The sequence below is a fragment of the Sphaerisporangium dianthi genome, from assembly GCF_042654065.1.
Classification (GTDB): domain Bacteria; phylum Actinomycetota; class Actinomycetes; order Streptosporangiales; family Streptosporangiaceae; genus Sphaerisporangium; species Sphaerisporangium dianthi.
This window is the reverse complement of the sequence record NZ_JBHSFP010000001.1, coordinates 519,959-543,840: the sequence shown is the minus strand read 5'-3', so window position 1 is coordinate 543,840 and position 23,882 is coordinate 519,959. Positions and strand designations below refer to the sequence as shown.

At 72.5% G+C, this 23,882-nt stretch carries 21 protein-coding genes; 11 read left to right on the top strand and 10 right to left on the bottom strand.

Features of this window, described 5'->3' with window-relative positions; all coding sequences use genetic code 11:
- Positions 1-8 precede the first annotated feature (8 nt).
- The 5 genes from ACFO60_RS02250 to ACFO60_RS02230 all read right to left on the bottom strand — a co-directional run bounded on the left by ACFO60_RS02250 (position 9) and on the right by ACFO60_RS02230 (position 5,728).
- Positions 9-1,919: a S9 family peptidase gene (locus ACFO60_RS02250; RefSeq protein WP_380836157.1), complete on the bottom strand. Its 1,911-nt coding sequence runs from the start codon at positions 1,917-1,919 to the stop codon at positions 9-11.
- Positions 1,920-2,224: 305 nt separating this feature from the next.
- Positions 2,225-3,118, bottom strand: a complete 894-nt coding sequence (locus ACFO60_RS02245; protein WP_380836155.1) for an amino acid ABC transporter permease — start codon at positions 3,116-3,118, stop codon at positions 2,225-2,227.
- Positions 3,115-3,798, bottom strand: coding sequence for an amino acid ABC transporter permease (locus ACFO60_RS02240; RefSeq protein WP_380836153.1), 684 nt, complete (start codon positions 3,796-3,798; stop codon positions 3,115-3,117). The genes ACFO60_RS02245 and ACFO60_RS02240 overlap by 4 nt, the downstream gene beginning before the upstream one ends.
- Before the next feature lie 61 nt (positions 3,799-3,859).
- Positions 3,860-4,717 (bottom strand): glutamate ABC transporter substrate-binding protein, encoded by an 858-nt coding sequence (locus tag ACFO60_RS02235; RefSeq protein WP_380836152.1) that lies wholly within the window; start codon positions 4,715-4,717, stop codon positions 3,860-3,862.
- 255 nt (positions 4,718-4,972) lie between these two features.
- Positions 4,973-5,728 carry an amino acid ABC transporter ATP-binding protein gene (locus ACFO60_RS02230; RefSeq protein ID WP_380836150.1) on the bottom strand — a complete coding sequence of 252 codons (756 nt, stop codon included), beginning with the start codon at positions 5,726-5,728 and terminating at the stop codon, positions 4,973-4,975.
- Positions 5,729-5,891: 163 nt separating this feature from the next.
- On the opposite strand from ACFO60_RS02230, the gene miaB reads away from it, so the two are divergent.
- The 8 genes from miaB to ACFO60_RS02190 all read left to right on the top strand — a co-directional run bounded on the left by miaB (position 5,892) and on the right by ACFO60_RS02190 (position 16,346).
- Positions 5,892-7,403 (top strand): tRNA (N6-isopentenyl adenosine(37)-C2)-methylthiotransferase MiaB, encoded by a 1,512-nt coding sequence (gene miaB, locus ACFO60_RS02225; protein ID WP_380836148.1) that lies wholly within the window; start codon positions 5,892-5,894, stop codon positions 7,401-7,403.
- A 951-nt stretch (positions 7,404-8,354) separates the two neighbouring features.
- The gene (locus ACFO60_RS02220; RefSeq protein ID WP_380836146.1) at positions 8,355-9,518 is read left to right on the top strand and encodes a CAP domain-containing protein; all 1,164 of its coding nucleotides are present in this window, start codon (positions 8,355-8,357) and stop codon (positions 9,516-9,518) included.
- A gap of 91 nt (positions 9,519-9,609) precedes the next feature.
- Positions 9,610-10,326 carry a class III extradiol dioxygenase subunit B-like domain-containing protein gene (locus ACFO60_RS02215; RefSeq protein ID WP_380836145.1) on the top strand — a complete coding sequence of 239 codons (717 nt, stop codon included), beginning with the start codon at positions 9,610-9,612 and terminating at the stop codon, positions 10,324-10,326.
- A gap of 110 nt (positions 10,327-10,436) precedes the next feature.
- Complete coding sequence (locus tag ACFO60_RS02210) at positions 10,437-10,964, top strand: methylated-DNA--[protein]-cysteine S-methyltransferase (protein ID WP_380836144.1); 528 nt, start codon at positions 10,437-10,439, stop codon at positions 10,962-10,964.
- Between the two features lie 107 nt (positions 10,965-11,071).
- A complete protein-coding gene (miaA, locus tag ACFO60_RS02205) occupies positions 11,072-11,959 on the top strand; it encodes a tRNA (adenosine(37)-N6)-dimethylallyltransferase MiaA (RefSeq protein WP_380836444.1) in 888 nt (295 codons plus the stop codon).
- 11 nt (positions 11,960-11,970) lie between these two features.
- Complete coding sequence (gene dapF, locus ACFO60_RS02200; RefSeq protein ID WP_380836142.1) at positions 11,971-12,816, top strand: diaminopimelate epimerase; 846 nt, start codon at positions 11,971-11,973, stop codon at positions 12,814-12,816.
- Positions 12,817-12,999: 183 nt separating this feature from the next.
- Positions 13,000-15,288, top strand: a complete 2,289-nt coding sequence (locus ACFO60_RS02195; protein WP_380836140.1) for a tetratricopeptide repeat protein — start codon at positions 13,000-13,002, stop codon at positions 15,286-15,288.
- 341 nt (positions 15,289-15,629) lie between these two features.
- Complete coding sequence (locus ACFO60_RS02190; protein WP_380836441.1) at positions 15,630-16,346, top strand: HNH endonuclease family protein; 717 nt, start codon at positions 15,630-15,632, stop codon at positions 16,344-16,346.
- Positions 16,347-16,385: 39 nt separating this feature from the next.
- Here ACFO60_RS02190 and ACFO60_RS02185 read toward each other — a convergent pair whose 3' ends face one another.
- From ACFO60_RS02185 to ACFO60_RS02175, 3 genes are all read right to left on the bottom strand, one after another.
- Entirely contained in the window at positions 16,386-16,787 is a 402-nt protein-coding gene (locus tag ACFO60_RS02185) for a PepSY domain-containing protein (protein WP_380836138.1), read from the bottom strand.
- A 140-nt stretch (positions 16,788-16,927) separates the two neighbouring features.
- Entirely contained in the window at positions 16,928-18,202 is a 1,275-nt protein-coding gene (locus ACFO60_RS02180; protein ID WP_380836137.1) for a sensor histidine kinase, read from the bottom strand.
- The gene (locus ACFO60_RS02175) at positions 18,199-18,879 is read right to left on the bottom strand and encodes a response regulator transcription factor (RefSeq protein ID WP_380836135.1); all 681 of its coding nucleotides are present in this window, start codon (positions 18,877-18,879) and stop codon (positions 18,199-18,201) included. The genes ACFO60_RS02180 and ACFO60_RS02175 overlap by 4 nt, the downstream gene beginning before the upstream one ends.
- A gap of 192 nt (positions 18,880-19,071) precedes the next feature.
- Here ACFO60_RS02175 and ACFO60_RS02170 point away from each other — a divergent pair, with 192 nt between their 5' ends.
- The 3 genes from ACFO60_RS02170 (at position 19,072) to ACFO60_RS02160 (ending at position 21,733) form a co-directional block, all read left to right on the top strand.
- On the top strand, positions 19,072-19,584 hold the full coding sequence (locus ACFO60_RS02170; RefSeq protein ID WP_380836134.1) for a hypothetical protein: 513 nt from the start codon (positions 19,072-19,074) through the stop codon (positions 19,582-19,584).
- Between the two features lie 256 nt (positions 19,585-19,840).
- Positions 19,841-20,791, top strand: a complete 951-nt coding sequence (locus ACFO60_RS02165) for an SPFH domain-containing protein (protein ID WP_380836133.1) — start codon at positions 19,841-19,843, stop codon at positions 20,789-20,791.
- 132 nt (positions 20,792-20,923) lie between these two features.
- Positions 20,924-21,733, top strand: a complete 810-nt coding sequence (locus ACFO60_RS02160) for a VOC family protein (protein WP_380836131.1) — start codon at positions 20,924-20,926, stop codon at positions 21,731-21,733.
- 106 nt (positions 21,734-21,839) lie between these two features.
- On the opposite strand, the gene ACFO60_RS02155 is transcribed toward ACFO60_RS02160, so the two are convergent.
- Both ACFO60_RS02155 and ACFO60_RS02150 read right to left on the bottom strand, forming a co-directional pair.
- Positions 21,840-22,580, bottom strand: coding sequence for an IclR family transcriptional regulator (locus tag ACFO60_RS02155; protein WP_380836129.1), 741 nt, complete (start codon positions 22,578-22,580; stop codon positions 21,840-21,842).
- Entirely contained in the window at positions 22,577-23,869 is a 1,293-nt protein-coding gene (locus tag ACFO60_RS02150; RefSeq protein ID WP_380836128.1) for a (Fe-S)-binding protein, read from the bottom strand. The genes ACFO60_RS02155 and ACFO60_RS02150 overlap by 4 nt, the downstream gene beginning before the upstream one ends.
- Between the last annotated feature and the right edge of the window lie 13 nt (positions 23,870-23,882).

Below are 23,882 nucleotides of genomic sequence, written 5' to 3'. Positions count from 1 at the left end.
CGCGGGCCTCAGAGGCGGAAGAGCTGCTGGTAGAAGGCCAGTTCGGCGGCGAGGGCGGCGCTCTTGGTCTCGGCCTTGCGGAACTCGTGCGACTCGCCCTCGAAGGCCAGGTAGACGCACGGCACCCCCCGCTCGTTCAGGCTCGCCACGAACGCCTCCGCCTGCCCCGGCGGCACGATGGGGTCGTCCTGGCCCTGCATCAGCAGCATCGGGCAGTCGATCTGGCCGCACTTCGCCAGCGGCTCGCGCGAGGCGTACAGCAGCGGGTCGGCCGGACCGACGAGCCATTCGACGTACCGCGACTCGAAGTCGTGGGTCGAGGCGGCCAGGGAGCCCAGCGTGCTGACCCCGGCGATCGCGACGCCGCCGCAGAACAGCCCCGAGGAGCAGCAGGCCGCCATGGTGGTCCAGCCGCCCGCGCCGACGCCCCTGATCGCGATGCGCGCCGGGTCGGCGTGCCCGTCCGACAGCAGCCACTCGGCGGCGGCGATGGTGTCCTCCACGTCGATGACGCCCCAGTGCCCTTTCAGGCGGTCGCGGTAGGCGCGGCCGTAGCCGGTGGACCCGCCGTGGTTGACGTCGATGATGCCGATGCCCCGGCTGGTGAAGAACGCCTTGCGCAGGTCGAGGGCGGAGGTGCTGTGCGCGGCCGGCCCGCCGTGCACGAAGACCACGTACGGCGGCGCGGCGTCCCCGGAGGTGACCGCCGGGTTGGCGGGCGGGTACACGTAGGCGTGCACGCGCCGGCCTGAGCGGCCGCGGATCTCCACCGGCCGGCAGGGCGGCAGGTAGCCGGCGTCGGGCAGCTCGCCGATGTCGCTGCGCAGGCTCTCGGCGTGGCCGGTGGCGGTGTCGACCCGCACCACCGACCGGGGCCGGCACGCCCCGTAGGCGACGCCGCACACGGTCGAGCCGTCGGCGCTGAGGAACGGCACCCAGCCGTCGTAGGGCAGGTCGAGGTCGGTGAGGACGCCGGTGCGCGGGTCGAGGATGCCGAGCCGGAGCTCCGGCGTGCCGTGCAGGACGGCGACCCTGCCGTCGTCCAGGATGGCGTACGGCGTGCCGCCCAGTTCGCGGGGCGCCCACGCGAACTCCTCCTCGGCCGGGCAGAGGGCGCGCGGCGGGCCGCCGCCGATGCCGGCCTCGTAGAGGTTCCACCACCCCGACCGGTCGGAGACGGCGTACAGGGTGGAGCGGTCCAGCCAGCGCGGGGCGAGCACCGACTCCGACGCGTCGCCCATGATCGGACGGGAGCCGCCGTCGGCGAGCCTGGTGACGCGCAGTTCGGTGCCGGTCCAGGGCAGCCGGGGATGGTCCCAGCAGACGTAGGCGATGTGCTCGCCGTCGGGTGAGATCGAGGGATGGGCGTAGAAGTCGCTGCCCGCGACGCGCTGCCGGGGCTCGGCGCCGCCGTGCAGCGGCACCGACACGATGGACCGGACGACCTTCCCGCCGCCCGCGTGGCGCTCCTGGACGCACCACACCTCGTCGCGGTGCACGGTGAGGTCGGCATAGCGCAGGGCGCAGGGGGCGTCCGGCGCGGGCGTGATGGCGACCGGGTCTCGCGCCGGCCCTGATCCGTCGTCGCGGATGAGGTAGAGCCGCTGGTCGGCATGGGAGGCGAACACGACGCCGACCCCGGGCGCCACGGCGTAGGAACGCCCGCCGTATTCGTGGACGCGGGTGCGGGCGTCCCAGGGCGGGCTCAGCAGCTCGCGCCGTGCGCCGCCGGCCGCGTGGTGGACGAGGGTGCGCCGCCCGCCTTCGGTGGGGCGGTCCTCCTCCCACCACATCTCTCCGGCGAGCGCCGTCGGGTATCCGGGACGCAGCCCACCGCGGACGACGTCGGCGGTGGAGATCGGCGAGGGCCAGGCGCCGAACGGCGACGAGGGGTGCCCGGACATGCGATCGGGGGGCATAGCGGCATCCTGCCGGAAAACCCCGGCCCGCGTGGCGGCTACGCCGCTGATCGTGCCACGCGTATCACCGCAAAGCACGTGGAGAAGGCTGTTTCGCCCGCCCGGCCGGCGTCCCGGACACGTGGCAGCCTCGTCAAGGTGGCGTCCTGACACGCGGCGGGCTCGCCAGGGCGGCGTCCTGGACACGCGCGCGAAGTCCGGGGCACGTGTCGCGAGCTCGGCCGGCCGGAGTCCGGGACACGTCGCGGGGCCCGGCCGGCCGGCGTCCACGGCGTCGTCCGCCGCGGCTCCGGCCGGCCGGAGCGTCAGAACCTGACGTCGGTCCCGGCCGCCGCGCTGTTGACCCCGACCGCGCCCGGGGCGGTGACGACGGTCGCGCTCGTGCGCCGGCTGCGCCTGCTGCGCCGTTCCAGCACGTTGGCGAGGTAGCTCAGCGCCAGGTTGATCGCGATGTACACCAGCGAGATGACGATCGCGCTCGGGATGAGGTTGCCGAAGTTCGCCGGGATCTGCTTGAGCCCGAAGTTCAGCAGCTCCTCGTAGGCGATGACCCAGCCGAGCGCGGTGTCCTTGAGCAGGACGACCATCTGGCTGACGATGGCCGGCATCATCGCGGTCGTGGCCTGCGGCAGCAGGATGATGCGCATGACGCCGCCCTTGCGCAGCCCGAGGGCGTACCCGGCCTCCGACTGGCCCTTGGGCACGGCCAGGACGCCCGCCCGGAACACCTCGGCGAGCACCGAGCCGTTGTACAGGGTCAGGCCGACGACCACGGCGGCGAACGCCGGCACACTGAGGGTGTAGCCGCTTATGGTCGCGACCCCGGCCTGGGCGAAGAAGATGAGCAGCAGCAGCGGGATGGCGCGGAAGAACTCCACGACCGCGCCCGCGGGCCTGCGGATCCAGGCGTGGTCCGACATCCTGCCCAGCCCGAAGACGACGCCGAAGAGCAGCGCGAGCACGGCGGAGACGACGGCGGCCTGCAGGGTGGCGATCAGGCCGGGGAAGATCTGCCCGGTCCACACCTCGGCCCGCAGGAACGGCTCCCACAGGCGGCCCGCGAACTGCCCCTTGTCCGCCAGGCCCTTGATCAGCAGGTAGGCGATGCCGAGCACCACGACGGCGGAGGCGAGGGTCAGGACGTTGTTGCGCAGGCGCGCGCGGGGGCCCGGAACGTCGAACAGGACGCTGGTGCTCATCGGACCACCGCCATGCGCTTGGCGAGCCAGCCGAAGAAGAACCCGGTGGGCAGGGTGAGGATCATGTACCCGGCCGCGAACCCGAGGAAGATCGGCAGCGTGCCTCCGTAGTCGTCGAACATCTGCTTCATGACCGCCGACGCCTCGATGTAGCCGGCGACGATCACGATGGTGGTGTTCTTGGTCAGCGCGATCAGGATGCTGCCGAGCGGCGCGATCACCGAGCGGAAGGCCTGTGGGAGCACGACCATGCGCAGTGACTGCGTGAACGTCAGCCCGATCGCCCGCGCCGCCTCGGCCTGGCCGGGGGGCACGGTGTTGATGCCCGAGCGCAGCGCCTCGCAGACGAACGCGGCGGTGTAGGCGGACAGGCCGAGCGTGGCCCACCAGTAGTAGTTGGTGGGGGAGTCACTGGACAGCGACAGCTGCAGGGTGTCGCTCAGGCCGAGCGCGCACAGCAGCAGCACCAGCGTGAGGGGGGTGTTGCGGAGGGTGTTGACGTAGATCGTCCCGGCGGCGCGCAGCACGGGCGTGGGGGACACCCGCATCGCGACCAGGACCGTGCCGAGGATCAGCGCCAGGATCGCGCTCATCACGGTCAGGCGGATCGTCGACCAGAAGCCTGTGAGGATCGTGCCGAACTGTTCGACGAGGGGGCTGAAGTCGAGAAGCGATTCCATCGGGCTCCACCGGAGACGGGGAGCGCCGGTGAGGGGACCTCACCGGCGCGGGGACAGGGGATCAGGCGCAGCCCTCGGCAGGCGGCGCGCCGGTCGCGGTGAACTTCAGGCCGGTGCCGGAGAAGTGCTTGTCGAACAGCTTCTGGATCGTCCCGTCGGAGTACATCTCGGTGATCGCCTTGTTGACGGCCTCGCAGGTCTCCTTGTCGCCCTTCTTCAGGCCGACGCCGTACTTCTCGTCGGTGAACGGGGCCCCGGTGACCTTGAGCGAGGAGCCCTCGCGCTTGGCGTAACCGGCGAGGATCATGTCGTCGGTGGTCACCGCGTCGATCGCGTTGCCCTTGAGCTTGGTGATGCACTCGTCGTAGGCCCCGGCCGGGACGAGCTGGACGTCGACCTTCTTGTTGTCCTTGTTGGTGCCCTCGGCGATGTTCTTCCAGGAGTTGGACCCGCTCACCTGGCAGATGCGCTTGCCCTTGAGGGTGTCCAGCGAGGTGATCGAGGTGTCGTCCGCGCGCACCAGCGTGTCCTGGTGGGCGATGTAGAACGGCCCGGCGAAGGTCACCTTGGGCTTGCGCGCCTCGGTGATGGAGTAGGTCGCGACGATCAGGTCGACCTGGCCCTGCTGGAGGAACGTCTCGCGGTTGGCCGAGCGCGCCTCCTTCCAGGTGATGCCCTCCGGCGGGACGCCGAGCTTGCCGGCCAGGTAGGTCGCCACGTCGACGTCGAAGCCCTCGACCGTGCCGTCGGGCTTCTTCAGGCCCATGCCCGGCTGGTCGTACTTGACGCCGATGGTGAGCTTCTTGTCGTCCTTGGCCTTCTGCAGAGCCGTCGTCGGGCCGCTGTTGCCGCAGGCGGCGAGGCTGCCGGCCAGTGCCGCGGCGGACAGGAGCAGGGCCCCGAACCGTCGTGAACGCATATGCGTGTACCTCAGCTTTCTTCGTGACGTGCGTAACAGCGTGACGAGCGATGTGCGGACGAGCGATGTGCGGACGAGCGATGTGCGAGGAGCGGCTTTCTCATGAGCGGCGTACGGACGAACGCATGCGAGGGACAGCTTGACGAGCCGGAGTCGCGAGACGCCGGCGGCTCGCTCGCATCCGTCCCGGAGTACGACGGCACGGCGGCCCGTACGAACCGCCGTACGAGCCGCGCGCGCGTGCACGACCGCCGATCAGTGCGTCAGGATCTTGGACAGGAAGTCCTTGGCCCTGTCGGTGCTGGCGTTGGTGAAGAACTCGTCGGGGGTGTTCTCCTCGACGATCTGGCCCTCCGCCATGAACACGACGCGGTTGGCGGCCCGGCGGGCGAAGCCCATCTCGTGGGTGACCACCACCATCGTCATGCCGTCCCGCGCCAGGCCGATCATGACGTCGAGCACCTCCTGGACCATCTCGGGGTCCAGGGCCGAGGTCGGCTCGTCGAACAGGATCATCTTGGGGTCCATCGCGAGCGCGCGGGCGATGGCCACCCGCTGCTGCTGGCCTCCCGACAGCTGGGCGGGGTACTTGCTCGCCTGGCTGGCGATGCCGACCCGTTCGAGCAGCTCCATGCCGCGCTTCTCGGCCTGCTCGCGCGGCACGCCCCGGACCTTGATCGGGCCCAGCGTGACGTTCTCCAAGATCGTCTTGTGCGCGAACAGGTTGAAGGACTGGAACACCATCCCGACGTCCGACCTCAGCCGGGCCAGCGCCTTGCCCTCGGCGGGCAGCGGTTGCCCGTCGAAGACGATGGTGCCGGAATCGATCGTCTCCAGCCGGTTGATGGCGCGGCAAAGCGTCGACTTCCCGCCCCCGGACGGGCCGATCACCACGACGACCTCCCCCCGGGAGACCGTCAGGTTGATGTCCCTGAGCACGTGCAGGGCACCGAAGTTCTTGTTGACGTTCTCGACTCTGACGAGAGGAGTCGCGTCCCCGTTGTCCGTCATGGTGGACAACGTAAGTGGTCCGGGGCACTGGTCACTAACCGGGTGGTACCGATCGCATCACGGCCTGGTCTCGACGCGGCGCCTCAGGTGATGGAACGCTTCACCAGCGGCGGGGCGCGCGACGTGCGACGAGCGTCGCGGAGCGCCTACCCTAGTCGTTGAGATGACTGTCACCGAGGAGCGCGCCCGCACGTACGAGGTCATCACGTACGGGTGCCAGATGAACGTCCACGACTCAGAGCGGCTCACCGGCCTGCTGGAGGACGCCGGGTACGTCCGCCCGGGCGACGGCGAGACGGCCGACGTGGTCGTGTTCAACACCTGCGCCGTCCGCGAGAACGCCGACAACAGGCTGTACGGCAATCTCGGCCACCTGCGCCCCGCCAAGGTGCGCAACCCCGGCATGCAGATCGCCGTGGGGGGCTGCCTGGCGCAGAAGGACCAGGGCGAGATCGTGCGCAAGGCCCCGTGGGTCGACGTGGTCTTCGGCACGCACAACATCGGCTCGCTGCCGGTGCTGCTCGAACGGGCCCGCATCGCGCAGGAGGCCCAGGTCGAGATCAAAGAGTCGCTCGAGGTCTTCCCGAGCACGCTGCCCACCAAGCGCGAGTCGGCGTACGCCGCGTGGGTGTCGGTCTCGGTCGGGTGCAACAACACCTGCACTTTCTGCATCGTCCCCGCGCTGCGCGGCAAAGAGAAGGACCGCCGCCCCGGCGACGTCCTCGGCGAGGTCCGCTCGCTGGTCGACCTCGGGGTCCTCGAGGTCACCCTCCTCGGTCAGAACGTCAACACCTACGGGGTCGAGTTCGGCGACCGGCTGGCCTTCGGCAAGCTGCTGCGCGCCTGCGGCGACGTCGAGGGGCTTGAGCGGGTGCGTTTCACCTCGCCGCACCCCGCCGCGTTCACCGACGACGTCATCGCCGCCATGGCCGAGACGCCGAACGTCATGCACCAGCTCCACATGCCCCTGCAGTCGGGCTCCGACCGCGTCCTGAAGGCCATGCGCCGGTCCTACCGGGCCGAGCGCTACCTCGGCATCATCGAGCGCGTGCGCGCCGCCATGCCCGACGCGGCCATCTCCACCGACATCATCGTCGGCTTCCCCGGCGAGACCGAGGAGGACTTCCAGGCCACCCTGGACGTCGTCCGCGCGTCGCGCTTCGCCAACGCCTTCACCTTCCAGTACTCCATCAGGCCGGGCACGCCGGCCGCCACCATGGACGAGCAGGTGCCCAAGCAGGTCGTCCAAGAGCGCTACGAGCGGCTCGTCGCCCTGCAGAACGACATCTCGTGGGCCGAGAACAAGGCCCAGGTGGGCCGCACTCTTGAGGTGCTGGTCGCCGAGGGCGAAGGCCGCAAGGACGAGGCGACGCACCGCATGTCCGGCCGCGCTCCCGACAACCGCCTGGTCCACTTCGTGCCCGCGCTGCGCGGCGCCGGCGAGGGCGGGGCGCACGGCGACCCGCCGCGGCCCGGCGACATGGTCACGGTCGAGGTCACCTACGCCGCTCCCCACCACCTGGTCGCCGATGGCCCCGCGCTCTCGCTGCGCCGCACGCGCGCCGGTGACGCCTGGGAGGCCAGAGAGAGCGCCGCCTGCGGCACCGGCGACGGCGGCGGCTCGGGCAAAGCGGGCGCGGTGCCGCTCGGCATGCCGTCCATCCGCCGCTCCTGACCAAGGCCGTTTTTCGGCGCTCTTGGCTAGGGGCGCCTTGTGTCGTTCCCCATGCCGTCGATGAGCCGCTCGCAGTAGTCCTTGCGGAAGTCGGTGAAGGTCGCGCAGGGGTTCGGCGTCCGGCGTGGCGGCCCGACCGGCGCCGGGGTGGCCTCCGGCCGCATCCTGGCGTCAGGGGGCGGCTCAGGTCGCCGGCGGTCCTGAGAGGGCGGTCGCTGCGTCTTGGGGGGCGGCGGCGCAGACCGCGGCGTCTTGAGCACGGGTGACGCCGGGCGCGGCCGATCACGGTTGTCCGAAGGCCGTTCGGGACGGTCCTCGCCGGTCGGCGAGCCGCCCCGTCCCTCGGGCGCCCGTCGCCGATCAGGTGCCTGGGAGGCGTCCGGGGCCGGAGGGCGAGCGGGCCCGCGCCGCCCGTCGTTCCCGGACGGCCCCCTGGCCCCCGCCCGCGTGCCGTGGCCCCCGCGAGCCCTGGGAGTGGTCAGCCCCTGCTCCGGAGCACCGGGTCGTCCGGGGGGAGGCACCGCGCGGGTCCATCCGCCCTCGGGCGGGCCGGGCCGCGTCCACGGGGGAGTCGAAGGCGGCTGACCTGCCCCTTCTTGGTGTTCGAATACTCCGCCGTCCTCGGAGTGCCCTCCCGCGCGCGTCGCGGGGGCCGGACGGGGGGTCGGCGTGGCCTGCCCGTGGGCTGATCGGGAAGCCGGATCGGGGGACGCCGCCGGGGATCCCGGCGCGCAGGCGCCGGCGCCGAGGACCACCGTGAGCCCCAGCATCCGGAAGATCGCCCTCGCGCCGCCGCGCGGCGGCATCGTTCGAAATGAGATCGGTCCAAGTGATGACAAGTCGTGATTCTTCCGTGATTGAGGTGCGGTAATCGGGCCTATGGGGCTAGTGTGACGACCGCCCGCGGAAGCCGGAGTGCTTTCCCCCCGATAGGCCGCAGGAGTCAACTACATGGATCGGCACGACCATCGGTCGCCGGGCCCCTATGACGAGTCCAACTCTGCAATGCCCCCGGAGTACCTCTCGTCCGAGCCCGCGTCCCCCTCGGGTTCCCGGAGACGGACCCTTGTGATCTGCGCGGCGGCCGCCGTGTTCGCCGCGGCGGTCACCGCCGGAGGGGTCATCACCCTGACCGGCGGCTCGGATCCGGTCAGCCGGCAGTCCTCCGAGCAGGCAGGCGCCGGCGGCGTCGCGGCCGCAGGCGACGGCCAGGCGGCCACGGACGACTCGTCGGCGGACGACGACGCCACCTCCGACGACGGATCCGCCGGATCGGCGGACATCGGTGGCGGTGCGGACGGTTCCTCCGGGGCAGGACAGTCCGGCGGCGAGGGACAGTCCGGCGGCGGGGCGCAGTCCGCGCCGAACGGCCAGGAGGCCGAGCCGGTCGGACAGACCGAGAGCACCAAGAGCAAGCTGGGCACGAAGACCGGCACCCAGGCCGAAGGCCAGGGCATCCCCGGGCCGGACGGGCCGGCGGGCTACGTCGAGCCCAACCCGCAGCTGCCGGGACGGTCCGCGGGACTGGGCGACCCCTCCTCAGACCCGGCCCCGAACACCCCCCCGTCCAAGTCCCCGCCGGCCACGCCCACCCCGAAGCCGAAGCCGACGGCGAAGCCCACCGCGAAGCCGTCCGCCAGACCCACTCCCAGGCCGTCCGCCAGGCCCACCCCGAAGCCGACGAAGAGCCCGGCCAAGCCGGCGCCCCCTCCGGCGGACGCGCCCTCGTCCGTCGTGGCGGCCGAGAACGAGGTCGCGCGCCTCACGAACGTCGCCAGGCAGGAGGAGGGCTGCGGCCCGCTGCGCATCGACGAGCACCTGCGCGCGGCGGCCCGGGGCCACTCGGACGACATGGCGGCCAAGAAGTACTTCGACCACACCTCCGCCGACGGGCGTTCCCCGTGGGACCGCATCAAGGCGGCGGGGTACAACTCCTCGGCGTTCGCCGAGAACATCGCGCGCGGCCAGGCCACCCCGGCGGAGGTCGTCCAGGGCTGGCTGAAGAGCCCCGGTCACCGGGCCAACATCATGAACTGCAAGCTCAAGGCCATCGGCGTGGGCGTGCACTTCGGCAGCGGCGGCCCCTGGTGGACCCAGGACTTCGGCGGCACCTGATCCCTGGGGCCGGCCGACGCTCCCACCCCGGTCGCCGGGCATCGCGGCTCGCGAGGCCCGGCGACCGGCCGGCCGGGACTAGCCTGATCTTGTGCTTGTCGCCGCGGCCGTGTGCCCGCATCCTCCGCTGATCGCGCCCGAACTCGCCGGCGCGGCGGCGCCAGAGCTGGACGACCTGCGCGCCGCCTGCGTGTCCGCCGTCCGATCGCTCGCCGAGGCGGCGCCTGACGCGATCATCGTGACCGGCGCCGCCGACGGGCCCGCGCAGGCGGTCTCCTACGGGCCGGACGCCGGAGGCAGCCTGGCACCCTGGGGAGCCGGCGTGCTGGTCGGCGCCGGAGTCCCCGTCCTCCCGCTGTCGCTGACCATCGGACGCCTGCTCGCCGACCTGGCGGGCGTCGGGCCGGTGGCCGGGTACGAGGCGGTGCCCTCCGACGCCTCGCCCGCGGCGTGCGCGCGCGCCGGCGAGGCCATGGCCCGCTGTGCGGAACGCGTGGCGCTGCTGGTCATGGGCGACGGCTCGGCCAAGCTCACCGTCAAGTCCCCCGGCTACCACGACCCGGGCGCCCAGGCGTACAACGAGGCGCTCGCGCGGGCGCTCGGCGACGCCGACCCGCGAGCCCTGGCCGCGCTCGACCCCGGCGAGGCGGCCCGCATGTGGGTCGCGGGCCGGGCGGCGTTCCAGGTCCTCGCCGGCGCCGCCGGAGCGGGCACGGGGGACGGCGGCACGGGTCTGCGGGGCGAGTTGCTCTACGATGACGCGCCCTACGGCGTCGGTTACCTCGTGGCGCGCTGGAGCCTTGCCTGAGCCGCTCGCCCCACACGGGACGAGGGCGTGCCCAAGTGTGGTTACGGTGAAGGCAGGGGGACGGCGACGGCCGTGCCCGCGGTCAAGAGCGCGCGGATGGACATGATCAGATGGTAGACGTCGCCTTCGGCAGCGTGCCGACACCACTTGGTGACGTGCTGGCGGCCGTCACCCCCGACGGCGTGGCGGCCACCGCGTTCGAGGACGGGCAGCAGGTCAGGGCCAAGATTCTCGATCGCCTCGGCGCGCACGCCGTCGACGACCCCGCCCGCACGGCCGGGGCGCGCGACGAGCTCGCCGCGTACTTCGCCGGGCGGCTCACCGCCTTCACGGTGCCGGTCGACTGGCGCCTGATGTCGGCGCTCCAGAGACTGGTGCTGGGCACGCTGTACGAGACCGTCCCCTACGGGAAGGTGACGACGTACGGCGAGCTTGCGACGAGCAGCGGCGCGGGCGTCCCGGCCCGCGCCATCGGGTCGATCATGGGGAGCAACCCGGTCCCGATCATCGTGCCGTGCCATCGCGTCGTCGCGGGCAACGGCCTGGGCGGGTTCAGCGGCGGCGACGGAGTCGAGTCCAAACGCTGGCTGCTGACCCTGGAAGGCCACCTCCCTCCGACCCTCGACTGGGAGCTGTAGTGGCACGCGAACCCGAGGCCCTCCCGAGCCCGGCGGCGCCGGGCACGCCGGTCGCGCCCCGCCAGGGGCGGCCGCAGGGCGCGCGCCCCCAAGGACGGCCGCCGGTCGTGGCCGTCGTCGGGCCGACCGCCGCGGGCAAGTCCGACCTGGCCGTGGACCTCGCGCTCCGCCTGGGCGGCGAGGCGATCAACGCCGACTCCATGCAGCTGTACCGCGGCATGGACATCGGCACGGCGAAGCTCACCCTCGCCGAGCGGCGCGGCGTCCCTCATCACCTGCTGGACGTCTGGGACATCACCGAGACGGCCAGCGTCGCCGAGTACCAGCGGACGGCCCGGCCGCTGATCGACGCCATGCTGGCCCGAGGCACGACGCCGATCCTGGTGGGCGGTTCGGGGCTGTACGTGCGCGCGGCCCTGGACGACCTGCGCTTCCCCGGCACCGACCCCGGCATCAGGGCGAGGCTGGAGGCCGAGCTGGCCGAGGCCGGGCCCGAGGCGCTCCACCAGCGACTGAAGGAGCGCGACCCGGTGGCCGCCGAGGCCGTCCTGGCGAGCAACGGCCGCCGCATCGTCCGCGCCCTTGAGGTGATCGAGCTGTCCGGGCAGCCCTTCTCGGCCACGATGCCCTCCTACGACGCCCTCTACGACAGCGTGCAGATCGGCGTCGAGGTGCCCCGGCCCGTGCTCGACGAGCGCATCGCGCTCCGCGTGGACCGCATGTGGGCGGCCGGGTTCGTCGAGGAGGTGAAGGCCCTGGCCGCGCTGGGGCTTCCGCAGGGCCGTACGGCAGGCCGGGCCCTCGGCTACGCGCAGGTCCTGCGGTTCCTCGCGGGGGAGTGGACCGAGGAGCAGGCCCGCGACGAGACGATCAGGGCCACCCGGCGGTTCGCCAGACGCCAGCAGTCGTGGTTCCGGCGCGACCCGCGCGTGCATTGGCTGCCTTTCGACGCTCCTGACATGGTGGAACGATCCCTGGCGCTCGTCGGGGCGTAAGATCTGTCGGCATGCGGTTCGTCAAAGGGCACGGCACCCAGAACGACTTCGTCATTCTTCCCGACCGTGACGGGAGCCTCGACCTGCACGCCTCGGCGGTCGCCGCGCTGTGCGACCGCCGCGCCGGCATCGGCGCCGACGGCGTGCTGCGCGTGGTGCCGGTCAAGCTCAGCCCCGAGGCCGTGAGCATCGCCGAGTCGGCCCGCGAGGCCGGCGGCCCCACGGGCGCCGAGTGGTTCATGGACTACCGCAACGCCGACGGCGGCCTGAGCGAGATCTGCGGCAACGGCCTGCGGGTCTTCGCGCGCTACCTCGTGGACGCCGGCCTGGCAGAGCCCGGCGAGTTCGACGTCGTCACCCGGGCGGGCGTCCGCCGGGTGCGGCTCGGCCGCGAGGGGGACGTCACGGTCGACATGGGCGCGCCCAAGGTGCTCGGCGAGAGCCGGGCCGGCCTCGGCGGCGCCGAGTTCGACGGGCTCGTCGTCGACGTGGGCAACCCGCACCTGGCCTGCGTGACCGGCGAACCGGTGACTCATCTCGACCTGTCCTCCCAGCCCGCGTTCGACCCGGCCGTGTTCCCGCACGGTGTCAACATCGAGTTCCTCAACGCCGTGGGCGAACGCCGGGTCGTCATGCGCGTCTTCGAGCGCGGCTCGGGCGAGACGCTGGCGTGCGGCTCCGGCGCGGTCGCCGCGGCCGTGGCGGCGGCTCGGCTCGGCGGCGATCCGCTGGGCACCTGGGCGGTCGAGGTCCCCGGGGGCCTTCTGACGGTGACGCTCGAAGAGCACACCAGCCTGCTGACCGGCCCGGCCGTCCTGGTCGCCTCCGGCGACATCCCCGCCGCCCAGCTCACCTGAACCACGCACGCCCGAAGGCTCCGGGCGCCCGACCGGCTGGTCCAGGGCGCCCGGCGGCCCGTCTCGGGCGGGACCGCGGGTTCGCCACGGGCGGCCCGCGAGCCGGCCCTGTACGGGGAGTCATCCTCACCGCACCGTCCGCATGTTTGGGACATGCTCTGCGAACTGGCAGACTGACCTGCCATGGACGTGGACATCTGGGCCTGGGTCGCAGACACCCAGCGGCAACTGCACGAAGCGGGGAACACCGGGCTGGCCATCGCGCTGGGTGACCTGCCCGCGCAGGCTTTCGAGGGCCGGTACGCCCAGCTCGACGTGATGGCGCCGGCCGTCGCCCAGCAGGCGGAAGAGCTCGAGCTGCCCTGGCTGGAGCTGTTCGCCCGCCACTGGCACCTGCTGAGCCGCATCGGTGACCGCGCCCAGGGCGTGGCCGCCCTCGGCGACGCCGAGGCGTTGATGGAGTTCGCGCGCCGCGAGGACACCAAAGACTGCCCCTCCGTCCCCGCCGCCGTCGAGGCGCTGGCCGTCTGCCAGGCCAACACCGACGGCCCCGGGTACGCCGCCGAGCGCCTGGCCGCCCTGGGCGCCGCGCTCGAGGGCCTCCGGCCCGACTCCCCCGCCTACTGCGGGCTCGTCACGCAGTACGTCGCGGCGCTGTCCGACAAGGGCGAGGTCGAGCAGGCGGTCACCTACTACGAGTCCGCCGTCGCCGGGCGCAAGGCCGCCGACGCGCAGGTCAGCTGGGAGCTGGCGGCCGCGGGTGTGCGCGCTCTGCTCGCCGCCGGCCGCACCATGGAGGCCCTCACCGAGCTCGACGCGGCCAAGGAGTTCCCGGCGGACGACCCGGTGGCCAAGGACCACAGGGAAGGCGTGCTGCGGGCTCTGGTGCTCGCCTCCGCCGACCGCAAGGCCGAGGCGCTCGAGGCCCTTCCCGATCTCGACGTCGTCGGCGAGCACCCGCGCGACTGGGTCGAGTGGGCGCGCGCCGTCCGCCTGCTCGACTCGGTGATCAGCAACACCTGGCAGCTCGGCCGTGTGCTGCGCCAGTGGATGGCCTACTTCGAGACCATGGGCGTGCATCACGGCCGGGTCGAGCTGGCGCTCATCGCCGGCGAGCTGGCGGTGGCGCGGCAGGGCATCTGGCAGGCCCGCGCGCTGGCCGACCTCGCCGAGTCGTGGCTGGGCGACCTGCGCGTCTCCGACGGGCTGCCCGAGCGGGTGGCCGCGCTGCGCGCCGCCGTCGACGCCGCCGTGCCGCCCCCGCCGCCGGGCCCGCAGCCCGAGCTGGTCGCCTACTTCGACGCCGCGGACGGCCACAACGCCGACCCCGAGCGCTGGGTGGGCTGGCTGTGGCCGCTGTCGGGCACCGACCTTGAGGCGACCCGCCGGCACACCACCACGCTGGGCTTCCTCGGATACGCGCCGCTGGGCGCCGACATCCTGTGGAAGACGATCGTCGAGGACGCCGACCCGGCCGCCGCCGAGGACGAGGACGTCGCCTACCTCACCGGCGTGCTGATCGAGGCCGAGCAGGACGAGCGGCTGGAGCGTTTCGCGGCCATGCTGCCCCCCGCGTCCTCTCACCTGGCGCTGGCGCGCCTGCACCGGGCCCGCGAGCGGTGGACCGAGACCGCCGCCGAGGCCGAGCAGTCGATCGCGTCCGGCGCGCAGGGCATGGTCGAACTGGAGGCCCGCCGGCTGCTCGCCGGAGCCGCACAGCAGCTCGGCGACAACGTCAAGGGCGCGGCCATCCTCCGCGACCTGGTCGAGTCGGACGCCGGCGAGGAGGAGGACGTCTGGCGCATGATCGTCATGGCGACCGCCTCGGAAGACTGGGCTCTCGTGCGCGAGGGCGCGGCCAAGATCGGCATGCCGATCGAGTCCCCCGAGGGTCCCATCGAGGAAGAGTGGCACCTCGTCCGGGTCGTCCTGCCGGTCTCCGACGGCAGCCGCCGCGAGGTCCTGTCCGTCCGCACGGGCCCGGCCACCGCGCGGCTGCTCATCCCGCAGCCCCGCGGCATGGACTACAACGCCGGTGACACCGTCGTCGTCGACCCCCGTCCCCTGGAGCCGGTGCCCGAGAGCGCCGAAGAGCAGGAGAACTACGTCATCCCGTTCGCGGGCGTGGCGATGCTGCGCCCGGGCGGCTACACGAGCTGGTTCTTCGACGGCGCGGCCCCCAGCGAGGACGACTGGACCGAGTTCAACGAGGTCCTGGCCGAGCGCGGCTGGCCCATGTGGGTCTACAGCGACGAGAACTACTCGGTGACCCACCCCTCCACCGGCGAGCGGCTCCAGGGCGTCTACGGCTGGATCGCCGTGCCGCCGGGCGTCGAGGCGGTCGAGGTCGACGCCCTGCTCGACGACGCCACCGAGCGGTGGAGCCACCCGCTGGCCTGGCTCGACCTCGCCCGGAGCGCCGGCATCGAGGTCGAGCGCCACGAGCGCATCACGAAGGAGTACGGCCTCTAGCGTCCCGCGGCCCGAAGGGGACGCGGCGGTCCAGGTGCCCGGAATCCGGTGGTCGGATTCCGGGCACTCTGCCGTGCGGGAGGCGGCGAGTCGCCGCGCGGCGAGGTGTGGTGCGCCGAGGTGCGGTGCGTCGAGGTGCGGTGCGCCGCGTCGTGTCCGGTCCGTCGTGTCCGATCCGCCGGTATCGCGGGCCGCCGTCCGGAGACCTCATCCGATCAGGTGCCGTAATCGCGGCTTTCGCGGGTAGTTGCTATACCTAGGCATTACTTTCCTTTTACCTGGGGGTGGCAGTGCGCCTGCGTGGATCTCGCGCGATCGTGGTGGGAGCGGTCGTGGCCGCCATGATCGGGGGATGTGCTCCGATCGACGCCGGCGGTTCCGGTGGCGGCGGGAGCGATGGAGGGGCGCGGGGGGACGGCGGCGGCTCGACCGGCGTCAACCCGCTGGACAACCCCAAGGGCACCGAGCGCGGCCTTGGAGTGATCAAATCCGCCAAGGACCTCGCCGAGGCGATCAAGATCATTGAAAAGGTCCCGACCAAGGGACGCGGACCGAAGACGGGCTACGACCGCGATGAGTTCGGGTACGCGTGGGCGGACAACGCCGAGGAGATTCCCCTCGCGCACAACGGCTGCGACACCAGGAACGACATCCTGGCGCGCGACGGCGAGAAGCTGAAGTACCGCTCCGGCTCCAACTGCGTCCTGGTCTCGATGACCCTGGACGACCCGTATACGAGCAAGACCATCGAGTGGACCAAGCAGGACGCCTCCGAGGTGCAGATCGACCACGTCATGCCGCTCTCCTACGACTGGCAGATGGGCGCGTCGCGGTGGAGCAGGTCCAAGCGGGTCCAGATCGCCAACGACCCGCTGAACCTGATGCCGGTCGACGGCTCGGCCAACTCCTCCAAGGGCGACTCGGGGCCCGCCACGTGGCTGCCGCCGGCGAAGGGCATCCGGTGCTCCTACGTCGTCCGCTTCGCCCAGGTGGCCCTGAAGTACGACCTCCCCGTCACGGCCCCCGACAAGGACGCCATGCTCACCCAGTGCCGCTGATCCCGTCCCCGCGGAGGACGGGAGCGGCGGCGCTCTGGGTCAGTGGTCGTGCTTCTGGCGGAACTTGATGATCTTTCCGGTCGTGACGGAGATGTACACGCGGTACTCGATGCCGCGCTTGTGCAGTTCGACCTTCCACGCCCGCCGGCCGTGCTCCCACTCGCGCTCGACCTTGGTGACCCGGGCGCCGGGGACGCGCTTCTTGGCGATCCTGATCGCCTGCCGGTAGGTGATCCCCAGGGAGGTGGCCGAGCCCTGGCTCGCGGTCGCCGCCGAGGCGGCCGCGGAGCCGGTCGCGCCCGTGAGCGACGCGGCCCCGGAGGGGACGGAGAACCCGGGGGACGCGGCCGAGGCGGCGGCTCCGGTGCCGAGGACGACGGCGACGCCGGCTCCCGCGATGGCGAGCTTGGCGGCCTTGCTGATGCGGTGTGCGTTCGTCATGCGCCAACACTCGCGCCGACCGCGCTAAGCCCGCGCTGCGACGACGTTAAGGCACTCCTAAGAGCGTCCGGGACGGGACGCCGACGCCGCTTCGGGGTCGCTCGCGGGTCCCGGGTGCGCCGCGGCGGGTCGCGTCACGGTCATCGGGGGGACCCCAGGCGGAGGACGACCAGGGCGCCGCCGGTGGGGGAGGCGTCCAGGGCGAGGGAGCCGCCGGACGCCTCGGCCGTCCGCCGGGCGATGTCCAGGCCGAGCCCCGTGGAGCCGCCGCCGCTCGTGCCGCGTTCCACAGGCGGCCCGGCCCCGGGACGGAAACCCGGCCCCGAGTCGGCGATCTCCAGCAGCGCGCCGCCGGCCTCGGGCTCCAGCCGCACGGAGAAGGCGGCGCCCTCGGGGGTGTGGGCGAAGACGTTGCCGAGCAGCGCGTCCACGCAGGCCGACAGCTCGGCGGCGCTCACGGCCACCTCCAGCGGCTCCGGCGGCACCCTCACCCGCGCGGCCCGTCCCTGGTCCTCGGCGAGCACCGACCAGAAGGTCACGCGTTCGCTCACGACCCGCGCCGCGTCACAACTCGCCTGCTCGCGCGACCTGCGGCGCACGTCGGTGATGACCGAGGTCACGGCGCGCTCCAGCGCGTCCACGCGGGCGCCCAGCCGCGCCGCCTCCCGCGGGTCGGCCAGCGACTCCGCCTCCAGCCGCAGCCCGGTCAGGGGCGTGCGCAGCCGGTGGGAGATGTCGGCGGCCGTCTCGCGCTCCTCCGCCAGCAGGTCGCTGATCCGTCCCGCGAGATGGTCGAGCGCGAGCCCCACGTCGCGCACCTCGGCCGGGCCTCCCGGGGTGGTCCGCGCCGTGAGGTCCCCCGCGGCCAGCCGGTGCGACACGCGGGCCAGCCCGCTCATGGGCCGGGTCAGGGCCAGGGCCAGGCGGTCGGCCACCAGGATGCCCACTCCGATCAGCGCCAGCCCGAGCAGCAGCATGCCCAGCCACACCTCGCGGACGCCGCGGTGCAGGTCGTTCTCGCCGAGGAACGCGCGGACCACCGCCGTGCCGCCGGGCACGCCTTGCACCGCGACCAGGACCTCCAGCCCCGCGGGCGTCTCGGCCGTCAGGCTCTGCCCGCGCGCGGCCAGCTCCACGGCGGCCGACCGGGGAGCCGGAGCCCCGGCGACCCGCCCGTCCGGGAGGAACACGGTGATCGCGTGCCCGCTGCCGGCGGAGGTGCGTTCGGCGGTCAGCGTGAGACCGGCGACGTCCGCGGTGCCCACGGCCGCGGCGACCGACTGCGCCTCGGCGGTCGCCTGGGTGAGCGCGCTGCTCTCGGCCAGGGCCCGGACGAGCAGCGCGAGCGGCACGAGCAGCGCGATCAGCACCAGCGAGGTGGTGGCCGCCACCAGCAGCGCGAGCCAGCGCCTCATGACGGCTCGACCAGTTTGACCCCGACGCCGCGCACCGTCTGCAGGTAGCGGGGTTCCTGGGCGGTCTCGCCCAGCTTGCGGCGCAGCCAGGACAGGTGGACGTCCACGGTCTTGTCCGCTCCGCCGTAGGGCACCTGCCACACCTCGGTGAGCAGCTCGCGCTTGGTCACCACCTGGCCCGGGCGGGCGGCCAGGTAGTGCAGCAGGTCGAACTCCCGCGGCGTGAGGTCCAGAGGGGTTCCGGCGAGGACGGCCTCACGGCTGCGCGGATCGAGCCGCAGGTCGCCCACCGTCACCGAGGCGTCGGCGCGGCCGTCCCCGGTGCGGCGGAGCACGGCGCGGACGCGCGCGTCGAGCTGGGCCGCGCTGAAGGGCTTGACCACGTAGTCGTCGGCCCCCGCGTCGAGAAGCCGCACCATTTCGGCGTCGCCGTCCCTGGCGGTCGCCACGATCACCGGCACGCGGCTGACGGCCCGGAGCATCCGCAGCATCTCGATGCCGTCCAGGTCGGGCAGGCCCAGGTCCAGGACGACCAGGTCGGGTCGTTCGGAGACGGCGAGGCGCAGCCCTTCCAGCGCGGTGGGAGCGGAGGACACGGCGTGACCACGGTCACGCAGTCCTCGCATGAGTGCGGTGCGGATCGTCGCGTCATCCTCGACGAGCAGGACGTTGGCCATGGGCGGTTACGCTAACCGGTCAAAAGCACCGGCATAAGCCCGGTCACGGCGTCTCGGTGTCGGCATGGGCCCTGTTATGGCGCCTTTAACCCGGTCTTAGGCTTCGGCCGGGGAACATCGGGCGCATGGATCCACTGTCACGGAGGGCTCGCGGGTGAACGGCGTCGAGGGCGGCTCGCCCGAGGGTGCGGCATGAACCGGCGCCCGCTTCTGGTCGTGGGCGGCTGGCTGCTCACGGCGGCCATCGCCACCGGCGCCGGCGTCGTCGTGACCACCTTTCTCGGGGACGCCGTCACCGGCTCGGCGACCCGGGCGCTCTCGCCCGCCGACGTGCGGCGTTCTCTCGACGCCTCCGCTCGCCCTGCGGGGCCGTCGCCGTCCGCGCCGTCGCCCTCCGAGGTCGCGCCGTCCCGCCCGGCCGCCTCGCCGTCGTCGTCTCCGCAGGCGTCGCCGTCCGGCGGGGAGAGCCCGCGATCGGGCCACAGCGGGGTCATCGCCACGCGCGGAGGCGTGGTGGTGGCCCGATGCGAGGACGGCGGCCTGGTGAGATCGCAGTCGTGGACGCCGGCTCAGGGGTATGAGGTCAAGGACGCCGAGCGCGGGCCACGGGACAAGGTGCGCGTGCGGTTCGAAGGCGAGACCAGGGTCGAGATCGAGATCCGCTGCTCCGGCGGCCGCCCCGTCCACACCGTCAAGACCGGCTGAACACCGGGACCCGGCCGCGTGGACGCCGGTGGCGTCCCTCGCATGCGCGTCCGTCCGGAGGAACGCTCCGCCCGGGCCTGCGTCCGTCCGTCCGGAGGAACGCTCCGCCCGGGCCTGCGTCCGTCCGTCCGTCCGTCCACAGGCTGCCCGGCCGGCGGTCGTCCGTCCACAGGAAACCGGTCGGCTCCGCCGCGCCTCCCGCCCGGTGTTCTAGGATCGGCCGACCGTAAAGCCTGAGTAAAAGGACGGGTGGGCGATGAGCGCACGCAAAAGCACCGATGACCAGGCGCAAGGAGGGCGGCGCGGCCGGTTACTGCTGAAGACCGTCCTGCTCGCCGTGATCGCCATCGTGGTCCTGGGTTTCGTCGCCACCGGGTGCACCAAGGTCAGCACGGCGCCCGACGAGGTGAGGCTGCACTACGCCGGCGGCCCCTTCGAGGCGATCAAGTTCGTGAAGTGCATCAACCCGTCCAGCGGGGCGACCTACCTCGGCCCGGGCGACACCTCCTACTCCTATCCCTTCGGCCAGCGCACCTTCGACTTCTCCGGCTCGCCGGATGCCGAGTCCAAGCCGATCAGCATCGTCTCCAAGGACAACGTCGAGATGGAGGTCGCCGGGTCTGCGACCTTCACGCTCAACACCTCGTGCGAGACCCTGCGCCGCTTCCACGAGAAGATCGGGCTGAAGTACGTGGCGTATTTCGAGGGCTCGCAGTCCTCCGACGGCTGGCGGCGCATGCTCAACTTCTATTTCAAGCAGCCGCTCGACCGGGCGATGGACGCCGCCTCGCAGGAGTTCGAGTGGAAGAAGCTGTTCAACGACCCTGACGCCAAGCAGCAGTGGGAGGCCCGGGTCGGTCAGCTGGCGCGGCAGTTCATCAAAGAGACCGCCGGCGCCGACTACTTCTGCCAGCCCAACTTCGGGGGCACCGGCGACTGCGGCGATGTCGTGCTGACCATCCAGAAGCCCGAGCCGCCGCAGACGCTGATCGACGCGCTCGCCGCCGAGCAGTCCGCCAAGCAGCAGAACCTCGCGCAGCAGCAGATCAACACCAAGGTCAAGACCGAGCTCGAGTCCATCAAGGACCTGGTGAAGGTGCTCGGGCCGCAGGGGGCCATCCTCTGGAAGGCCATCCAGGACGGCAGGGTCCAGGTCGTGCCGGTGCCCCAGAACGGCTCGATCAACATCACCCCGCAGTCACGCTGACCCCACGTCAGCCCGTGATTTACGGGCATATGTCCAGATAATGGCTCGCTTGGGGGTCCGAGAGGGCCAGTGCCGGGTGTTGATGGAAGTATGCCCCTAAGGGGCTCATGTCTTCTCGGGGGGAGATCTGTGATGTCGGAGCGCTGCCGCTACCCTGACGGCGCACCCTGCTGGCCGGAGCTGACGACGCATGACGTCTCGGCGGCGGCCCGCTTCTACCAGGACGTCTTCGGGTGGACCTGTCAAGATCTCGGGCCCCGGTTCTGGCACTACACGATGTGCCTGGTCGACGGCATGCCGGTCGCGGCCATCACGGCGCCGGCGGTCGGTCTGGAGGGCGTCGAGCCGGCGTGGAACACCTACCTCGCCACCTCCGACGTCGAGGCCTCGGCCGTGCGGGTCGAGGCCAACGACGGAAAGCTCCTCATACTTCCGACCACCATCCGCGACGAGGGCCGGCTCGCCCTCGCCACCGATCCCGAGGGCACGTTGTTCGGGCTGTGGCAGTCGGGCGCCCGCATCGGGTCCCGTCTGTACGGAGACGTCGGCGCCATGTGCTGGAACGAGCTCAACGCCAGGAACGCCCGGGTGACCGACCAGTTCTACCAGGCGCTGTTCGGCTACCAGCCGCTCCAGATCGGCGACGGGGTCGACTTCGACTACGTCGTGTGGCAGATCGGCGACCTACCCGTCTGCGGACGGCTGCGCGTGCCCTACGAGATCGAATGGGTTCCGCGCCACTGGATGCTCTACCTGCGGGTGAACGACTGCGCCGAAGCCGTCGCCCGCATCGTCCGCGAAGGCGGGGCGGTGCGCATCCCCGCGTACGAGTCGCGCACCGGCCCGGTCGCCGTCGTCTCCGACCCCTTCGGGGCCGACTTCGCCCTCTGCCAGCACCCCTTCGGTGAACACCCCGTCGGCACCAGGATCCTCGAGCACTGACGCGCCGTCTCCGGAAGTTCCGCCTGCACCGCCCGCCGTCTCACCGTCCGGCGACGTGGCGCAGTCTCCGCTCGCGGCGCGGCGCGAGGGAAGGAGGGCGGGCGCGTCAGCGTGAGGGGGAGACGTCCTGGCCGAAGTCCGCGGCGATCTTGCGCATGCCCTCGGCCAGTTCCTCCCGGTCCAGCGCCTCGATGCGCTCCACCGGTCCAGAGATCGACATGCCGGCGATCACCCGGCCGCCGTCGCGGACCGGCACCGCCAGGCAGTGCACCCCGAGCTCCTCCTCGCCGAAGTCCATCGCGTAGCCCCGCGACCGCACGGCGTCCAGCTCGGCGAGCATCGCCTCGACCGTCGTGATCGTGTGCTCCGTCCGGCGCGGCAGGCCCGTGCGCGCAAGGATGTCCGCCGCGTCCGGCCGGTCGGCCAGCAGCACCTTGCCCACCGCGGTGCTGTGCGGCAGCACCCGCCGTCCCACCTCGGCGAACAGCCGCAGCCGCCGCGGGGACGCCGCCTGGGCCACGTAGACGACGAAGTCGCCCTCCAGCACCGCGAGATTGGCCGTCTCGCCGGACAGCGCCACCATCCTTTCCAGGTACGGCTGCGCCCACACGCCCACCATGCGCTCCGCCGCCCCGCCCAGCCGCACCAGGGCGCCGCCCAGCGCGTACCTGCGGTCGGACTCCTGCCGGACGTAGCCCCGGCTCAGCAGCGCCTGCAGCAACCGGTGGATCGTCCCGTACGGCAGCCCGGTGCGGGCCGCGATCTCCGACAGCCCGGCCTCCCCGCCCTGGTCGGCGAGGGCCTCCAGCACGTCCAACGCCCGATCGACACTCTGGACCGTGCTCACCGGCCCTCGTTCCTCGCGGTCGAGAGACCTTCGGAGGCACGGCCGAGGGTGGCGGGGGAGAGGCCGCGCAGGGAGGCGTCGAGCAGCTCGGCGGTGTGGGCGACGCGGATGTGCTCGCCCCGGCGGCGGGCGGCGGCGGCGATCTGCATGGTGCAGCCGGGGTTGGCCGACACCAGGAGATCGGCTCCGACGGTGAGCACCCGCGCGGCCTTGCGGTCGCCCAGCTCGCGGGCCGCGACCGGCTGGAACAGGTTGTAGGTGCCCGCCGAGCCGCAGCACATCGCCGCGTCAGGCACCTCCCGCAGCCGCAGCCCCGGAACGGCGGCCAGCAGCGCCCTGGGCTGCGCCCGGATGCCCTGGGCGTGGGCCAGATGGCAGGCGTCGTGGTAGGCGACCGTGATCGGCAACGGGTGCCGTTCGGCTATCGGGCCGAGTTCGGCCAGGTATTCGGCCAGGTCGGCGAACCGCAGCGCGCGCGCCCGCGCCGCCCACGCGGGATCGCCGGCGAGCAGGTCGGTGTACTCCTTGGTGCTCGACCCGCACCCCGCAGCGTTGACGATCACCGTGTCGACGCCCGCCTGTTCGAAGGTCTCGATCGTCCGGCGCGCGAACCGCGCGGCCTCCTCCGGCCGTCCCGAGTGGACCGACAGGGCGCCGCAGCACCCCTGCCCCGGCGGGATGACCACGTCGCACCCCTCCATCGCCAGCACCCGGACCGTCGCGGCGTTGACGCCGGGAAAGAACTCGCCCTGGACGCACCCCGTGAGCACTCCGACGGTCGCCCGGCGCTCGCCGCGCGCCGCCACGCGTCCCGGCAGCCGCACCCGGCGGCGGGGCAGGGGAGGCGCCAGCTCGGCCATGGCGGCGAGCCGTGGGTCCAGCCGCTCGAGCAGGGGGCGCATCAGGGGCGTGAGGCTCTTGCTCAGCCGCAGCGGCAGGCGCAGCGCCCGCAGCCGCCGAGGGTAGGGGAACAGGCCGAAGACCAGTGCCCGGAAGGCCCGGTCGGTCCGTGAGCGCGGGTGGACCCGTTCCACCTCGGCACGCGTCTGCTCGATCAGCCGGTCGTACCTGACGCCCGACGGGCAGGCGGTGACGCAGGCCATGCAGCCCAGGCACGCGTCGAAGTGGCCGGCCATCTCCGGGGTGATCGGGGTGCCCTCGACGTGCTGTCTCATCAGGTGGATGCGCCCGCGCGGGGAGTCCATCTCTTCGCCCCAGAGCTCGTAGGTGGGGCAGGTGGGCAGGCAGAACCCGCAGTGCACGCAGTCGTTGATCAGGTCGGGGTTCATCGGCGTAGGCTCC

Bases quoted from the DNA above. Each gene is read 5' to 3' on its own strand.
- ACFO60_RS02250 (WP_380836157.1), bottom strand. From the start codon at position 1,919: ATGCCCCCCGATCGCATGTCCGGGCACCCCTCGTCGCCGTTCGGCGCC.
- ACFO60_RS02245 (WP_380836155.1), bottom strand. From the start codon at position 3,118: ATGAGCACCAGCGTCCTGTTCGACGTTCCGGGCCCCCGCGCGCGCCTG.
- ACFO60_RS02240 (WP_380836153.1), bottom strand. From the start codon at position 3,798: ATGGAATCGCTTCTCGACTTCAGCCCCCTCGTCGAACAGTTCGGCACG.
- ACFO60_RS02235 (WP_380836152.1), bottom strand. From the start codon at position 4,717: ATGCGTTCACGACGGTTCGGGGCCCTGCTCCTGTCCGCCGCGGCACTG.
- ACFO60_RS02230 (WP_380836150.1), bottom strand. From the start codon at position 5,728: ATGACGGACAACGGGGACGCGACTCCTCTCGTCAGAGTCGAGAACGTC.
- miaB (WP_380836148.1), top strand. From the start codon at position 5,892: ATGACTGTCACCGAGGAGCGCGCCCGCACGTACGAGGTCATCACGTAC.
- ACFO60_RS02220 (WP_380836146.1), top strand. From the start codon at position 8,355: ATGGATCGGCACGACCATCGGTCGCCGGGCCCCTATGACGAGTCCAAC.
- ACFO60_RS02210 (WP_380836144.1), top strand. From the start codon at position 10,437: ATGGTAGACGTCGCCTTCGGCAGCGTGCCGACACCACTTGGTGACGTG.
- dapF (WP_380836142.1), top strand. From the start codon at position 11,971: ATGCGGTTCGTCAAAGGGCACGGCACCCAGAACGACTTCGTCATTCTT.
- ACFO60_RS02195 (WP_380836140.1), top strand. From the start codon at position 13,000: ATGGACGTGGACATCTGGGCCTGGGTCGCAGACACCCAGCGGCAACTG.
- ACFO60_RS02190 (WP_380836441.1), top strand. From the start codon at position 15,630: ATGATCGGGGGATGTGCTCCGATCGACGCCGGCGGTTCCGGTGGCGGC.
- ACFO60_RS02185 (WP_380836138.1), bottom strand. From the start codon at position 16,787: ATGACGAACGCACACCGCATCAGCAAGGCCGCCAAGCTCGCCATCGCG.
- ACFO60_RS02180 (WP_380836137.1), bottom strand. From the start codon at position 18,202: ATGAGGCGCTGGCTCGCGCTGCTGGTGGCGGCCACCACCTCGCTGGTG.
- ACFO60_RS02175 (WP_380836135.1), bottom strand. From the start codon at position 18,879: ATGGCCAACGTCCTGCTCGTCGAGGATGACGCGACGATCCGCACCGCA.
- ACFO60_RS02170 (WP_380836134.1), top strand. From the start codon at position 19,072: ATGAACCGGCGCCCGCTTCTGGTCGTGGGCGGCTGGCTGCTCACGGCG.
- ACFO60_RS02165 (WP_380836133.1), top strand. From the start codon at position 19,841: ATGAGCGCACGCAAAAGCACCGATGACCAGGCGCAAGGAGGGCGGCGC.
- ACFO60_RS02160 (WP_380836131.1), top strand. From the start codon at position 20,924: ATGTCGGAGCGCTGCCGCTACCCTGACGGCGCACCCTGCTGGCCGGAG.
- ACFO60_RS02150 (WP_380836128.1), bottom strand. From the start codon at position 23,869: ATGAACCCCGACCTGATCAACGACTGCGTGCACTGCGGGTTCTGCCTG.